Raw genomic sequence first — 15,278 nt, forward strand, 5'->3', positions numbered from 1 at the left:
AAAGCTCGAGTCAAAAGGGACTGCGGGGACTGCGGAAACTACGGGAACTGCATTCAAGCAACCAGCTACGTGCGGCACATCCGCGCATCGGTATCGCCGCGCGCGCGAAGGCGCGGCGGGCGCAGGCTCCGGGCCCGGGCGGGCCGGGGCGTGCGTGCTACCATTGTTCGGTCTTCAATCCCGTCCTTCGATGTTCCAGCAATGAATTCCGAGACCCTTTCGGCGCCCGCTCCCGCGACGCTGACGATCGCTTCGCGCGAGAGCCGCCTCGCGATGTGGCAAGCCGAACATGTGCGTGATGCGCTGCGCAAATTATATCCAGCTTGCGACGTGAAAATCCTCGGGATGACGACCCGCGGCGATCAGATTCTCGATCGCACGCTGTCGAAGGTCGGCGGCAAGGGCCTGTTCGTGAAAGAGCTGGAGAATGCACTGGCCGACGGCCGCGCCGATCTGGCCGTGCATTCGCTGAAGGACGTGCCGATGGCGCTGCCCGACGGCTTCGCGCTGACCGCGATCATGGAGCGCGAGGACCCGCGCGACGCGTTCGTGTCGAACGACTACGCGTCGCTCGACGCGCTGCCGGCCGGTGCCGTCGTCGGCACGTCGAGCCTGCGCCGCGAGGCGATGCTGCGCGCGCGCTATCCGCACCTGAACGTGCTGCCGCTGCGCGGCAACCTCGATACGCGGCTGTCGAAACTCGATCGCGGCGACTACGCGGCGATCATCCTCGCGGCCGCGGGCCTGAAGCGTCTGGGGCTGGATGCGCGAATCCGTGCACTGATCGACGTCGAGGACAGCCCGCCGGCTGCCGGCCAGGGCGCGCTCGGCATCGAGATCGCCGCGCACCGCACCGACGTCGCCGCATGGCTCGCACCGCTGCACGACTTGCAGACCGCACTCGCGGTCGAGGCCGAGCGGATGGTGTCGCGCGCGCTCGGCGGCAGCTGCGAGGTGCCGCTCGCCGCGCACGCGGTGTGGCGGGCAGGCGAGCTGTACCTGACGGGCCGCGTGTCGACGACCGACGGCCGCCGCGTGCTCACGGCGGAGGAGTGCGGCGCCGTCATGAACGTCGCCGATGCGCTCGCGCTCGGCCGCGCGGTATCGGACGAACTCGAGGCGCAGGGCGCGCTCGACATCGTCAACGCATTGCTCGCCGGCTCGCAGGCCGGCAAGGGCGACGCCTGATGGCGGGCGCGCGCGCGTTCACCGCCGTCCTGACGCGCCCGGACGGCCAGTCCGCCGCGCTCGCGGCCGAGCTGGCCGACGCCGGCTGCGACGTGCTCGAATTCCCGCTGATCGACATCGCGCCGGTCGCCGATCCGGCGCCGCTCGACGCCGCGTTCGCGGCGCTCGCCGATTACGCATTGGTGATCTTCGTGTCGCCGAACGCGATCGACCGCGCGCTCGCGCAGTACGGCGCGATCTGGCCGAACGCGCTGCCGGTCGGCGTCGTCGGCCCCGGCAGCGTCGCGGCGCTCGAGCGCCACGGCATCGCGGCGCCCGCGCATCGCGTGATCGCGCCGCAGGCGCCCGCCGACGGCGGCGTCCCGAATTACGACTCGGAAAGCCTGTTCGCGAGCATCGAGGCCGCGTTCGGCGGCGCACACGCGCTCGCCGGCAAGCGCGTGCTGATCGTGCGCGGCGACGGCGGCCGCGAATGGCTCGCGGAGCGGCTGCGCGAAGCCGGCGCGGACGTCACGCTCGTCGCCGCGTACCGGCGCGTCGTGCCCGAGCCGCGCATCGGCGCGTGGGAGCGCGTGCACGCACTGCTGGCCGGCGCGCCGCACGCGTGGCTCGTCACGAGCTCGGAAGGTGTGCGCAACCTGCACGAGCTCGCGCGCACGCACCTGAACGACGCCGAGATCGACGCACTGAAGCATGCGCCGCTCGTCACGCCGCACCCGCGCATCGAGCAGACCGCGCGCGCATTGGGTTTTGATAGGATTACGCTGACCGGCGCGGGCGATGAGCGCATCGTCCGCGCGTTTCGAACGATGGCCGACGAGGCCGTCCAACCGGCGACAGCCGCACCGGTGACTAAACGCATGACAGATACCAACGATTCCAAAAGCGTCGCTTCCCAGCCGGCCGCTGCATCCGCACCGCCGTCCAGCCGCCCTTATCCCGCGTCCGAACCGCCTGCGCGCCGCGGCAGCAGCGCGGCGCTGTGGTTCGTCGTCGTCGTGCTCGGCTGCGCGGCAGGCGTCGGCGGCTACGCGCTGAACCGCAAGGTCGACCGGCTCGACGATTCGTTCGTCGCGCGCCAGAAGGCGCTCGATGCGCAGACGGCCGAGATCCGGATGAAGACCGAGCAGGCGCTCGCGAGCACGCACCAGGTCGACACGCAGCTCGCGCAGCTCGACGGCAAGCTCGCCGACGCGCAGAGCGCGCAGCAGGCGCTGCAGCAGCAGTACCAGGACCTGTCGCGCAACCGCGACGCGTGGATGCTCGAGGAAGTCGACCAGATGCTGTCGAGCGCGAGCCAGCAGCTGCAGCTGACCGGCAACACGCAACTCGCGCTGATCGCGCTGCAGAACGCCGACGCGCGCCTCGCGACGTCGCAGAGCGCGCAGGCGGTCACGGTGCGCAAGGCGCTCGCGCAGGACATCGAGAAGCTGAAGGCCGCGCCGTCGGCCGACCTCACGGGCCTCGCGATCAAGCTCGACGACGCGATCGCGAAGATCGACGCGCTGCCGCTGTCGGGCGAGGCGATCGTCCCGCACGCGGCGCCGAAGGGCGAGCCGGCCGATGCCGCATCGTCGGCCGCGGCGATGGCCGGCGAGCCGCGCTGGAAGGTGTGGTGGCATGACTTCTCGGCCGGCCTCGGCCAGCAGCTGAAGGGCCTCGTGCAGGTGCGCCGGATCGACAACGCGGACGCGATGCTCGCGTCGCCGGACCAGGGCTACTTCGTGCGCGAGAACGTGAAGCTGCGCCTGCTCACCGCGCGGCTGTCGCTGCTCGCGCGCAACGACACCGCGATGAAGGCCGACCTGCACGCGGCGCAGGCGTCGCTCGGCAAGTATTTCGACCAGGCATCGAAGGACACGCAGTCCGTCGAGGATCTGCTGAAGCAGGTGGACGGCGCATCGCTGACGGTCGCGGTGCCGAACCTGAACACGAGCCTGAACGCCGTTCAGCAGTTCAAGAGCCGGGGGTAACGATGACGCTTCGAGGAATCGTCTGGCTCGCGATCCTGTTCGCGATCGCCGCCGCACTCGCCACCGTCGGCCGCTTCGATGCGGGGCAGGTGCTGCTCGTCTATCCGCCGTACCGGGTCGACGTGTCGCTGAACCTGTTCGTGATCGCCATCGTCGTGCTGTTCATCGTCGTGTATGCGCTGCTGCGCATCGTGCGCAACATCTGGCGCATGCCGCAGCGGGTCGCCGCGTATCGCGCGCGTTCGCGCAACGAGAAGGCGGCCGCGTCGCTGCGCGATGCGATCGCGAACCTGTACGCGGGCCGCTTCTCGCGCGCCGAGAAGGCCGCGCGCGACGCGCTCGCGGTCGACGCGAACCAGGGCGCCGCGAGCCTCGTCGCGGCGACCGCCGCGCACCGGATGCACGAGTACACGCGCCGCGACGACTGGCTGTCGAAGGTCGACGCACCGGAATGGCAGGACGCGCGGCTGCTCGCCGCGGCCGACATGCGCGCGGATGCGCGCGATGCCGACGGCGCGCTCGCCGCGCTGGCCGACATGCAGGCCGGCGGCAAGCGGATCCATGCGCAACAGGTCGCGCTGCGCGCGCAGCAGCAGCTGAAGAACTGGGCCGAGGTGCTGAAGCTCGCGAAGGCGCTCGAGAAGCGCGAAGCGCTGCATCCGGCCGCGGCCGTGCGGCTGCGCCAGCAGGCGGCGGAGAACCTGCTGCGCGAACGCCGGCACGATCCGGACGCGCTGCTCGAGGTGTGGCAGTCGCTGTCGCCGCTCGAGCGCCAGTCGCCGCGCCTCGCCGATCTCGCGGCCGATCTGCTGGTGCCGCTCGAGCGCCGCACGGAAGCGCGCCGCATCGTCGAGGAAGCGCTCGCGCACAACTGGGATGCGCGCCTGCTGCGCCGCTATCCGGACACGGCCGGCGGCGATGCGCTGCCGCTGATCCAGAAGGCCGAAGGGTGGAAGAAGGATCATCCGGATGATGCCGACCTGCTGTTCGCGCTCGGCCGCCTGTGCCAGCAGCAGCAGCTGTGGGGCAAGGCGCAGTCGTTCCTCGAAGCCGCGTTGAAGCAGGCCGACAACGAGGCGCTGAAGGTGCGTGCGCATCGTGCGCTCGCGCGCCTGTTCGAGCATCTCGGCGAAACCGACAAGGCGGCGAAGCACTACCGCGAAAGCGCGCTCGCGATCACCGTGGTCTGACGCGGCGGCGGTTGCCGGCCGCGCGTGAAAATGCCCCGAACGCCGTCAGGCCTTCGGGGCATTTTTCCGGTGCGTCGGCGATAGGCGTGTTGCGCGGCGCGGCGCTGCCGCGCCGTCACGCAGGGCACATTACTTGTCGACGAGCCCCTTCGGCACCGACAGCGCGAGCAGCCCGCCGAGCACGAGGAAGCCGGCGAGCATGTACATGCCCGCATCGTTGGCGCCCGTCGCCTGCTTGAGCCAGCCCATCAGGTACGGGCTCAGGAAGCCCGCGAGGTTGCCGATCGAGTTGATCATCGCGATGCCGGCCGCGGCCGCCGCGCCGCCGAGGAACGCGGTCGGCAAGCTCCAGAACAGCGGCAGCGTCGTCAGGATGCCCATCGTCGCGAGCGTGAGGCCGAGCATCGCGAGCGCCGTCTCGTGCGCCCAGATCACCGACAGCACGAGCCCCACCGCGCCGAACGCGGCCGGGATCGCCAGGTGCCAGCGCCGTTCGCGGCGCTTGTCCGCGCTGCGTGCGATCAGGATCATCGCGACCACCGCCGCTGCATACGGAACCGCCGACAGCAGGCCGATCGTGAACGTGTCGGTCACGCCGGTGGCCTTGATGATCGTCGGCAGCCAGAAGCCGACGCCGTACAGCCCCATCACGAACGAGAAGTAGATCAGCGCCATCAGCCACACGCGCGGGCTCGACATCACCGCGCCGAGCGGCAGGTCTTCCTTGGTCGCTTCCTCCGCGTCGACGTTGCGCGCGAGCAGCGCCTTCTCGTCGTCGGTCAACCATTTCGCCTTCGCGATCCGGTCGTCGAGCGCGAAGAACACGAGCACGCCGGCCAGCACCGACGGGATCCCTTCGAGCAGGAACAGCCACTGCCAGCCGTGCCAGCCGCTCACGCCGTTGAACGCCTTCAGGATGAAGCCCGAGATCGGGCCGCCGATCACGCCGGACAGCGCGACGGCCGTCATGAAGAACGTCGTCATCCGGCCGCGCCGATGGGCCGGATACCAGTACGTGAGATACAGGATCACGCCGGGGAAGAAGCCTGCTTCCGCGACGCCGAGCAGGAAGCGCATCACGTAGAACATGGCGGGCGTCGTGACGAACATCGTCAGGATCGAGATCACGCCCCACGTCGCCATGATCCGCGCGATCCACACGCGCGCGCCGACCTTGTGCAGGATGATGTTGCTCGGCACTTCGAACAGAAAGTAGCCGAAGAAGAAGATCCCGGCGCCGAGCCCGTAGACGGTATCGCTCAGATTCAGGTCGCTCGCCATCTGCAGCTTCGCGAAGCCGACGTTCACGCGGTCGAGATACGCGACCACGTAGCACAGCAGCAACAGCGGCGTGAGCCGCCACGATACCTTGCGGTAGGTTGCTTCCTCGAATGCGCCGGACGAGCCGGGCAGCGACTGCGTCGATGTTGCCATGTTGTCTCCTGTCCTTTCTTGTGGTGGCCGGAGCCGGCGCGGCGCGCCCGATCCGGTGTCGTGCAACAGCAATGACTACGCGGGAATGCGGCGCCGCCCGATGCTGCCGGCGCGGCGCGATCACGGTCGTGCGGCTAGATGCAGCGCCCGCCGTCGACTTCGAGACAGACGCCGGTGATGAACTCGGCGTCGTCGGATGCGAGATAGAGGGCCGCGTTCGCGATGTCCTGCGGCGTCGAGAAGCGGCCGAGCGGAATCTTCGCCAGGAAGCGGCGGCGGTTCTCGGGCGTATCCTCGCAGCCCATGAACTCGGTCATCAGGCCCGTCTCGCCGAGCACCGGGTTGATGCAGTTCACGCGGATCCGGTCGGCACCGAGCTCGGCCGCGAGCGACTTGCTCGCGGTGATCATCGCGCCCTTCGTGCTGTTGTACCAGACGAGGCCCGGGCGCGGCCGCACGCCGGCCGTCGACGCGACGTTCACGAACACGCCGCCGCCCTGCGCGCGGAAGTACGGAACGAAGGTCTGCACGCTCCAGAACAGGCTTTTCATGTTCACGGCGTACACGCGATCGAACTCCGCCTCCGTCACGTCGAGCACCGGCTTGTTACGGTGCGTGGTGCCGGCGTTGTTCACGACGATCTGCACCGAATGGAAGTCGTCGAGCGCGGCCTGCAGCAGCGCGCGCCAGTCGGCGTCCTTCGATACGTCGCCCGCGACCGCGATCGCCTTGCCGCCGGCCAGCGCGATCTCGCTCGCGACGCGTTCGGCCGCCGCGCCGTTCAGGTCGTTGACGACGACGTTCGCGCCTTCGCGCGCATACGTCTTCGCGATGCCTTCGCCGAAGCCCGAGCCGCCGCCGGTGACGATGGCCGTCTTGCCGCTCAACCGCATGGTGTGTCTCCTGTGTTGGCGAGTGCAGGGTGTGGCGGTGGCGCGGCCGGCCGCTGCCAACCGGCCGCGCGCGGATCAGCCGTGCCGGATCGCGATCGTCTTCAGTGCGGTGAAGCCGTACAGCGCCTCGAAGCCTTTCTCGCGGCCGTGACCCGAGTGCCCGACGCCGCCGAACGGCAGCTCGACGCCGCCGCCCGCGCCATAGTTGTTGATGAACACCTGGCCCGCGCGCAGACGCCGCGCGAGACGCAGCTGGCGCGCGCCGTCGCGTGTCCAGATGCCGGCGACGAGCCCGTACGGCGTGCCGTTCGCGAGCGCGACGGCTTCGTCCTCGTCGACGAACCGCATCGCGGCGAGCACCGGGCCGAACACTTCCTCCTGCGCGAGCCGGTGCGACGCCGGCACGTCGCGCAGCAGCGCGGGCGCCTGATAGAAGCCGGTTTCGGGCGCATCGGCGACGACCTGGCCGTGTCCGGCCATCGGAATGCCGTCGTGCTGCGCGTCGGACAGGAAATCCCACACGCGCTGCTGCTGCTTCGCGTTGATCAGCGGACCGCAGTCGAGATCCGCACGGCTCGGGCCGACGCGCAGCCCGTTGAATGCGGTCGCGAGCCGTTCGACGAGCGGCTCGTACACCGCACGCTCGATCAGCACGCGGCTGCCGGCCGAGCAGGTCTGCCCGCCGTTCTGCACGATCGCCGACACGAGCACGGGCAGCGCCGCTTCGAGATCGGCGTCGGCGAACACGATCTGCGGCGACTTGCCGCCGAGCTCGAGCGTGACGGGCACGTGATTCTCGGCCGCCATCTGCGCGACCAGCTTGCCGGTCGCGGGCGAGCCGGTAAACGAGATGTGGTCGATGCCGGGATGGCGCGCGAGCGCGGCGCCCGCTTCATGGCCGTAGCCGGTGACGACGTTGAGCGCACCGGCCGGCAGCCCGGCTTCGGCGGCGAGCTCGGCCACGCGCAGCACCGACAGGCACGCATCCTCGGCCGGCTTCACGACGCACGCGTTGCCGGCCGCGAGCGCGGCGCCGACGCTGCGCCCGAAGATCTGCATCGGGTAGTTCCACGGCACGATGTGGCCGGTGACGCCATGCGGCTCGCGCACCGTCAGCACCGTGTAGCCGGCTTGATAGGGGAGGGTTTCGCCGTGCAGCTTGTCGGCGGCGCCGGCGTAGAACTCGAAGTAGCGCGCGAGTGCGGCGGCGTCGGCGCGCGCCTGCTTCAGCGGCTTGCCGGTGTCGCGCGCCTCGATCGCGGCGAGTTCGTCGAGATGGTCGGCGACGCGTGCGGACAGCCGCATCAGCACGCGGCCGCGCTCGGCGGCGCTCGCCGCGCCCCACGGGCCGGCGAATGCGTCGCGGGCGGCGGCCACCGCGCGCTCGATGTCGGGTGCGGTGCCGCGCGCGATCGTCGCGAACGGCTGGCCGTCGGACGGATCGACGACCGGGATCGTCTCCAGTTGCGCGGGCAGCGTCCATTCGCCCGCGATGAAGTGCTTCGCTTCTTCCATGCCTGCTCCTGTCCCATGCTGTGCGGTCGACGGGCAACGTCGGCGGTCATTCGATGGCCGGACATCCGGAACGATTATCGCGCCGATCGTCATCCGGACGCCACCGGTCGATTGGCTATAATGGCGCATTCCCTGCGGGGACGCCCGCGGCGGTGCATCGGCCGCGGCGCCCTGTCCCGAATTCCCATCGACCAACAGAGAGCGCTATGAGCTTCAATCATGTTCCGGCCGGCAAGGACCTGCCGCACGATTTCAACGTGATCATCGAGATCCCCGCGCAAAGCGATCCGGTGAAGTACGAGGCGGACAAGGAGCTGGGTCTCCTCGTCGTCGACCGCTTCATCGGTACCGGCATGCGCTATCCGGTGAACTACGGCTACATCCCGCAGACGCTGTCGGGCGACGGCGATCCGGTCGACGTGCTGGTGATCACGCCGTTCCCGCTGCTGGCCGGTTCGATCGTGCGTTCGCGCGTGCTGGGCATGCTGCAGATGACCGACGAGTCGGGCGTCGACGCGAAGCTCGTCGCCGTGCCGCACGACAAGGTCTGCCCGATGACGGCGAACCTGAAGTCGATCGACGACGTGCCCGAGTACCTGAAGGACCAGATCAAGCACTTCTTCGAGCAATACAAGGCGCTCGAGAAGGGCAAGTGGGTGAAGGTCGAAGGCTGGGCCGGCATCGACGCCGCGCACAAGGAAATCGCCGACGGCGCTGCGAACTACAAGAAGTAAGCCGGCTGGCCGGCCTCGCGGCCGGTTCGTTCGGAACGCAAACCGCGCGTGTCTCGTCAGGAGGCCGCGCGGTTTTGTTTTGTGCGCGGTACGGCGCGTGCGGTGGTGTTCTTGCGTGGGCTCGCGGGTGCGGGCAGGGCGGCGGCGGTGGGTGCGGCCTTCGCACGCGTGGCGCGCGGCGCGTCCGTCGTACCCGTCACATCCATTGCACGTGTCGCACCCGTCGCACGGCGCTGAGTGGCGACCGCGGCAGCCGCTTCGACGGCTTCGGCAGTGGACCTGCCCGGCGACGCACGGCGGCGCGCAGGCTTGGCAATGGTGCCGCCGTGCTCCTGCGCAACGGGGTTGCCACCGGCAGCCGGCGTTTTTCGTTTCGGCGCTGCGCGCGTCGCCGGCTTTTTCCGCTTTGCCGCGGCGCTGCGCGACGCGGTTTTCTTTACTTCGGCGGCGTCGCCCATATTCGCACGCTGCGCGGCAGCGGCGAGCTTTGCCCTCGTGGGAGTTGGTGAGGCTTGCCCCGGTTTCGCGGCCCGTGTCTTTGCGGACGGGGACGCGGTCCCGTCATTACCGGCCTTCTCTGCCTTCGCCGCCTTCTGGCGAGGCCGTTCCGCTTTGGCCACCGGCGCCGCGACGTCGATGGACTGCACCTTCTTCGTCACCGTCTTGGCGGCCTTCTTCTTCCCGCGCGAAGCGGCTTGCACCGCGTCCGCATCGATACTCCCGTCGATCGACATCCCCATCGGCAGCACCGACTCGAGCGTCCGTATCCCGGCCGCCAACTCGCGCTTCTGCGCGGCCGTGAGCCGTTTCACCCAGTACTCGGCGCGCGACGCGATCGACCGATCCGGCAGCGGGAACGACGCGAGCACCGCGCGCGGCTTGCGCGAGCGCGTGTAGCGCGCGCCCTTGCCGCACGCGTGCTCGTCGAAGCGCGCGGCGACGTCGGTCGTGATGCCCGTGTAGACGCTGTCGTCGGCGCACTCGATCAGATACAGAAACCAGGACATGGAAAGGGGGCGGGCTGCGAAGCTGCCAGTGTCTCAGAATTCGCGCGTGCCGCCACGGGCGATGCGATTCGCGACACCGTCACGGGCCGCGCCGAAACGGATCATGCTCGCGCAGCTCGTCGACATACGCATGGATCTGTTCGGTCTCGCGTGCGAGAAAGTGCGCGACCGCATCCGCGAAGGCCGGATGCGCGAGCCAGTGCGCGGAATGCGTGACGGTCGGCAGGAAGCCGCGCGCGAGCTTGTGCTCGCCCTGCGCACCGCCTTCGAACGTATCGAGCCCGGCCTCGATGCAGAACTCGAGCAGCTGGTAGTACGCCGTTTCGAAATGCAGGCAGGGCACGTGCTCGAGCGCGCCCCAGTAGCGGCCGTACAGCGTGCCGCCGCTGCCGTTCGGGCCGCGGCGGTAGACCGCGAGCGAACTCGCGATCGGCTTGCCGTCGGCCTCGGCGATCACGAGCAGCAGGTTCTCGGGCATCGTCGCGCCGATCGTGCGGAAGAAGTCGAGATTCAGGTACGGGCTCGAATAGTGCTCGCGGTAGGTCTGCCGGTAGCAGCGGGAAAAGAAGCGCCAGTCGGCGTCGGTGATGCGCTCGCCGGTGACGCGCCGGAACGTGACGCCGGCCTCGCGCACCTTGCGCCGTTCCGCGCGGATGTTCTTGCGCTTCTTCTGCTCGAGCGTGCCGAGGAAGTCGTCGAAGTCGCGATAGCCGTCGTTGAGCCAGTGGAACTGCACGCCTTCGCGCAGCATCATCCCCATCGATTCGAGCAGCCGCGCTTCGTCGCCGGTCGGGAACAGCACGTGCAGCGACGACACGTCGCTCTGTTCCGCGAACGCGAGCAGCGTGGCCGCGAGCCGGCGGCGCGCGTCGTCGTCGGCGGCAAGCAGGCGCGTGCCTTGCACGGGCGTGAACGGCACCGCGCACAGCAGCTTCGGGTAGTAGGACAGGTTGTTGCGCTGGTACGCGTCCGCCCACGCCCAGTCGAACACGTATTCGCCGTACGAATGCTGCTTCGCGTAGACGGGCGCGGCCGCCGCGAGCCGGCCCGTGCGCGCGTCGGTGAGCGTGACGAAATGCGGCGACCAGCCGGTGTCGTCGACCGCGCAGCGCGCGACGTGCAGCGCGTCGAGGAATTCGTGGCGCAGGAACGGCGTCGGCTGCGCGTCCTGCTCGAGCAGCGCGTTCCATTCGTCGGCCGGCACCTCGGCGGGGGACGACAGGATGCCCGTGCGATAATCGATGCGTTCGTGTTTCAAGCGTGAATCCGTACCGTTGGATGCCGCCGGATGCGTGCCGCCGTGGCCCGCGTCCGGGACGATTTCGTCAGCCATTCGAGGCGCGCCGCTGCGCTGCGCCGATCCCGTCATGAAGACCCGACTCGCTCTCGCCCAGATCAACGTCACCGTCGGCGATTTCGCCGGCAACGTCGCGCGGATCGTCGCGGCCGCCCGCGCCGCGCACGACGATGGTGCGCAACTGATGGTCGCGCCCGAACTCGCGCTGTCCGGCTATCCGCCGGAAGACCTGCTGCTACGGCCCGCGTTCTACACGGCCGCCGCCGCCGCGCTCGACGCGCTCGCCGATGCGCTGCGCGCATTCGACGGGCTCGCGGTGCTGGTCGGCCATCCGTGGCGCGGTGCGGGCAGCGGTCCGGGCGGCGATGCACAGGCGCCAGCCGTCGATGGTAATGCAAACCGCCCGATCGAGCGCGGCGTGCCGCCGTCCGACACCTACAACGCGGTGTCGCTGATCGTCGGCGGCGAGATCGTCGGCACGTACCGCAAGCAGGATCTGCCGAACGCCGACGTGTTCGACGAGAAGCGCTACTTCGCGACGGACACGCGGCCGCTCGTGTTCGAGCTGAACGGCGTCAGATACGGCGTGATCATCTGCGAGGACGCGTGGCATGCGTCGGCCGCGCAGATCGCGAAGGCCGCCGGCGCGCAGGTGCTGCTGATCCCGAACGGTTCGCCGTACCACATGAACAAGGAAGCGCTGCGCATCGACATCCTGCGCGCGCGGATCCGCGAAACCGGGCTGCCGATGGTGTACGTGAACCTCGTCGGCGGCCAGGACGAACTCGTGTTCGACGGCGGCTCGTTCGTGCTCGACGGCGACGGCGCGCTCGTCGCGAAGATGCCGCAGTTCGACGAAGGGCACGCGATCGTCGAATTCGACGGCGCGCGGCCGCTGCCCGGCGCGCTCGCGCCCGAGCTGCCGGTCGACGCGCAGGTCTATCGCGCGCTCGTCACCGGCGTGCGCGACTACATCGGCAAGAACGGCTTTCCCGGTGTGCTGATCGGGCTGTCGGGCGGCGTCGATTCGGCGCTGGTGCTCGCGGTCGCGTGCGACGCGCTCGGGCCCGACCGCGTGCGCGCGGTGATGATGCCGTCGCGCTACACGGCCGACATCTCGACCACCGACGCGGCGGAGATGGCGCGGCGCGTCGGCGTGCGCTACGACGAGATCGCGATCGCGCCGATGTTCGACGCATTCCGGGCGGCGCTCGCGGGCGAATTCGCGGGCCGCGCGGAGGATGCGACGGAAGAGAACATCCAGGCGCGCATCCGCGGCACGCTGCTGATGGCGCTGTCGAACAAGTTCGGCTCGATCGTGCTGACGACCGGCAACAAGAGCGAGATGGCGGTCGGCTACTGCACGCTGTACGGCGACATGGCCGGCGGCTTCGCGGTGATCAAGGACATCGCGAAGACGCAGGTCTACCGGCTGTGCCGCTATCGCAACGCAACGGCCGACTACGGCTCGCGCGACGTGATCCCCGAGCGGATCCTCACGCGCGCGCCGTCGGCCGAGCTGCGCGAGAACCAGACGGACCAGGACAGCCTGCCGCCGTACGACGTGCTCGACGCGATCATGCGGATGTACATGGAGGAGGACCGGCCGCTCGCCGAAATCGTCGCGGCCGGCTATGCGGAAGCCGACGTCGCCCGCGTGACGCGGCTCATCAAGGTCAACGAATACAAGCGCCGCCAGGCGCCGATCGGGATTCGCGTCACGCACCGCGCGTTCGGGCGCGACTGGCGTTATCCGATCACGTCGCGCTTTACCGAACGTCTCGACTGAGCGGCGCCGGACCGTACGCGGCCGGCCAGCGGACTTACGGCTTACACTTGCGGCTTGCAATCGAAGCCGCGATTTTTCATCCAAACGAGCATTGAGGGACAACCATCATGAAACGCATCACCGCCATCATCAAGCCGTTCAAGCTGGACGAAGTCCGCGAAGCGCTCGCCGAAGTGGGCCTCACGGGGCTGACCGTGACGGAAGTGAAAGGCTTCGGCCGCCAGAAGGGGCACACCGAGCTGTATCGCGGCGCCGAATACGTCGTCGACTTCCTGCCGAAGATGAAGATCGAGGTGGTCGTCGCGGAAGCGCAGGTCGATCAGGTGATCGACGCGGTGATCGGTGCGGCGCGCACCGGCAAGATCGGCGACGGCAAGATCTTCGTGTCGGACGTCGAGCGCGTGATCCGCATCCGCACCGGCGAAGAGAACGAAGCGGCGGTCTGACCGCGGCATCCGCGTCATTCGGGTCGCGTCGCAGCCGTTTCCCGGCCGCTTCGGCCGCTTCGGCCGATCGGGCCACGGGGCGCACGAACCCGGCCCGCCAATAAAAAAAGGTGCGATACCCGGGTGGGTACCGCACCGATACGCGCCTCTCGCAGCAGCGTGGAAAGTGTTGTCGAATCGTTCTCTGGACGGCGCCTGATCAGAACAGGTGCTGGATGCCGGCGTACACGCCGGTCTGGCTGCCGCCTGGATGCGGGTTGCCGGTCGACACGGCGGTGCCTGCACCGTTCGCGTTCAGGCCGAAGTTGGCCGTCGAGCTGTTGCGCACCGTCGCGACCTGCACGTCGAACAGCGTGCGCTTCGAGATGTTGTACGAACCGCCGACCGTGTAGATGTTCGCGTTGCCGCCGCCGTGGTTCGCGTTCACGTGGTACACGGCCGCGATCAGCGCTGCCGCCGGCGTTGCCTGCCACGTCACGCCGCCCCAGACCTGCTGCGTACCGGTGATGCCGTTGTTGACGGCCGGGCCGCCGCTGCCGTCCGCATGCGACGACTGGTAGGCCGCCTGCAGCTTGAACTGGCCGAGGAACACGTTCAGGCCGGCGAAGTATTCGCGCGAGTAGTTGAACACGTCCGAGAAGCGGCCGTTGCTGTCGCGCGTTTCGTCGTAGATGCCGCGCACCTGGAACAGCGAATTCGTGTACGTGACCTGCGCACCGGCTGCACGGCCCGGCTGGCCGGCCGTCGTGTTGCCGTTGAAGCTGGTCGAGTTCGAGAACGCGAACTGGCCGTAGAAGTCGAGGCCGTAGAACGACGGCGACTGGTACGACACGTTGTTGCTGGTCTTGTTCCAGTTGCGGCCGCGCACGAGCGAGGCCGACGACCAGCTCGACTGGCCCAGCGGATCGAAGTCCCACACGCCGTTCGCGATCGCGAGTTCGCGACCCAGCAGCAGCGTACCGTAGCGGTCGTTGGAGATGCCGACGGTCGCGAAACGATCCCAGATCGAGCCGCTGAAGCCGCCCGTCATCGTGTTGAACGCGCCTTCGAGGTGGAACAGGACCTTGTTGCCGCCACCGATGTCCTCGCTACCCTTCAAGCCCCACAGGCTCGTGCCCCAGTCGCCGCTTTCCGCGCGCACTTGGTGGCCGTTCTGCAGGCCGTTCAGGTACTCAAGGCCGGCATCCAGGCGACCATACAGCGTCACGCTGCTCTGCGCGTGCGCCGTAACCACCCCAGCAGCCATCAGCGCGGCCGCGACCAAAGCTTTCTTCATCATCTCCTCCATACCCTGTCAAAAAGTCAACCCAGACTGCACGAGATGCCCGGCGCTGCGAGCGTCGGGCAAAAGCGAAAAGCGGGATAACCAGGGAGACCTCGTGCAGGGCCGGTAAGCGCGGCACGCGGGCAAGCGGACGGAAAACCGTTGAGCGGTCCCGCGCGGCCGGGTCGGCTTGCGGGGTCTCCTTGTAGTGTCGTGAAGCTAAACTACATTTCACGAACTTCGTTTTGCTACTTTGGTTACTAATTTAGCAAAAATACAATTTTGTGGCGATGGAAATCGTTGTTTGACTAACACGTGTCGCCAATTTGCCATGCAACACGGTGCGCGGCGGGTGCGCGAGGGGGCGCCATGGCCCGGAAAACCCTTGTCCGACAAGGCAGACACGGTTTCGGCGAGCATGGGTCAAGGATTGCCACTATTGACGACGCGATGGGCGTCATCGTAGGCATCCAGCATGTCAAATTGGTAAGTATTTCGTAATAAATTGACGGCGGTTCGAAGGCGCCGCGGCGCTGCGCGAACGCTTG

General features: G+C 68.6%; 12 protein-coding genes. 6 read left to right on the forward strand and 6 right to left on the reverse strand.

Going from position 1 to position 15,278, the window contains the following annotated elements; translation table 11 throughout:
* The first annotated feature begins 201 nt into the window (after nt 1-201).
* The 3 genes from hemC to Q3A80_RS12740 are packed head-to-tail and all read left to right on the forward strand — an operon-like array spanning nt 202 to nt 4,351.
* Complete coding sequence (gene hemC, locus Q3A80_RS12730) at nt 202-1,188, forward strand: hydroxymethylbilane synthase (protein WP_446329347.1); 987 nt, start codon at nt 202-204, stop codon at nt 1,186-1,188.
* Nucleotides 1,188-3,161, forward strand: coding sequence for a fused uroporphyrinogen-III synthase HemD/membrane protein HemX (gene hemDX / locus Q3A80_RS12735; protein WP_446329348.1), 1,974 nt, complete (start codon nt 1,188-1,190; stop codon nt 3,159-3,161). The genes hemC and hemDX overlap by 1 nt, the downstream gene beginning before the upstream one ends.
* A gap of 2 nt (nt 3,162-3,163) precedes the next feature.
* Complete coding sequence (locus Q3A80_RS12740) at nt 3,164-4,351, forward strand: heme biosynthesis HemY N-terminal domain-containing protein (protein WP_446329349.1); 1,188 nt, start codon at nt 3,164-3,166, stop codon at nt 4,349-4,351.
* A gap of 129 nt (nt 4,352-4,480) precedes the next feature.
* Here the strand turns inward: Q3A80_RS12740 and Q3A80_RS12745 are convergent, their stop codons facing one another.
* From Q3A80_RS12745 to Q3A80_RS12755, 3 genes are all read right to left on the reverse strand, one after another.
* A complete protein-coding gene (locus Q3A80_RS12745) occupies nt 4,481-5,785 on the reverse strand; it encodes an MFS transporter (RefSeq protein ID WP_446329350.1) in 1,305 nt (434 codons plus the stop codon).
* Nucleotides 5,786-5,919: 134 nt separating this feature from the next.
* A complete protein-coding gene (locus Q3A80_RS12750; protein WP_446329351.1) occupies nt 5,920-6,678 on the reverse strand; it encodes an SDR family oxidoreductase in 759 nt (252 codons plus the stop codon).
* Between the two features lie 75 nt (nt 6,679-6,753).
* Nucleotides 6,754-8,193 carry an aldehyde dehydrogenase family protein gene (locus Q3A80_RS12755; RefSeq protein WP_446329352.1) on the reverse strand — a complete coding sequence of 480 codons (1,440 nt, stop codon included), beginning with the start codon at nt 8,191-8,193 and terminating at the stop codon, nt 6,754-6,756.
* A gap of 206 nt (nt 8,194-8,399) precedes the next feature.
* Between Q3A80_RS12755 and ppa the strand changes: the two genes are divergently transcribed.
* Nucleotides 8,400-8,927, forward strand: a complete 528-nt coding sequence (ppa, locus tag Q3A80_RS12760) for an inorganic diphosphatase (protein WP_011885693.1) — start codon at nt 8,400-8,402, stop codon at nt 8,925-8,927.
* A 56-nt stretch (nt 8,928-8,983) separates the two neighbouring features.
* Here ppa and Q3A80_RS12765 read toward each other — a convergent pair whose 3' ends face one another.
* Together Q3A80_RS12765 and Q3A80_RS12770 are read right to left on the reverse strand one after the other, a co-directional pair.
* Nucleotides 8,984-9,934 carry a GIY-YIG nuclease family protein gene (locus Q3A80_RS12765; RefSeq protein WP_446329353.1) on the reverse strand — a complete coding sequence of 317 codons (951 nt, stop codon included), beginning with the start codon at nt 9,932-9,934 and terminating at the stop codon, nt 8,984-8,986.
* Nucleotides 9,935-10,013: 79 nt separating this feature from the next.
* The gene (locus Q3A80_RS12770; RefSeq protein ID WP_446329354.1) at nt 10,014-11,192 is read right to left on the reverse strand and encodes a GNAT family N-acetyltransferase; all 1,179 of its coding nucleotides are present in this window, start codon (nt 11,190-11,192) and stop codon (nt 10,014-10,016) included.
* A 109-nt stretch (nt 11,193-11,301) separates the two neighbouring features.
* Here Q3A80_RS12770 and Q3A80_RS12775 point away from each other — a divergent pair, with 109 nt between their 5' ends.
* Nucleotides 11,302-13,020 carry an NAD+ synthase gene (locus tag Q3A80_RS12775; RefSeq protein WP_446329355.1) on the forward strand — a complete coding sequence of 573 codons (1,719 nt, stop codon included), beginning with the start codon at nt 11,302-11,304 and terminating at the stop codon, nt 13,018-13,020.
* Between the two features lie 107 nt (nt 13,021-13,127).
* A complete protein-coding gene (locus Q3A80_RS12780; protein WP_006398637.1) occupies nt 13,128-13,466 on the forward strand; it encodes a P-II family nitrogen regulator in 339 nt (112 codons plus the stop codon).
* A 199-nt stretch (nt 13,467-13,665) separates the two neighbouring features.
* Here the strand turns inward: Q3A80_RS12780 and Q3A80_RS12785 are convergent, their stop codons facing one another.
* Nucleotides 13,666-14,745, reverse strand: a complete 1,080-nt coding sequence (locus tag Q3A80_RS12785) for a porin (RefSeq protein WP_446329356.1) — start codon at nt 14,743-14,745, stop codon at nt 13,666-13,668.
* Nucleotides 14,746-15,278 lie beyond the last annotated feature (533 nt).

This window comes from Burkholderia sp. SR8, assembly GCF_052851275.1.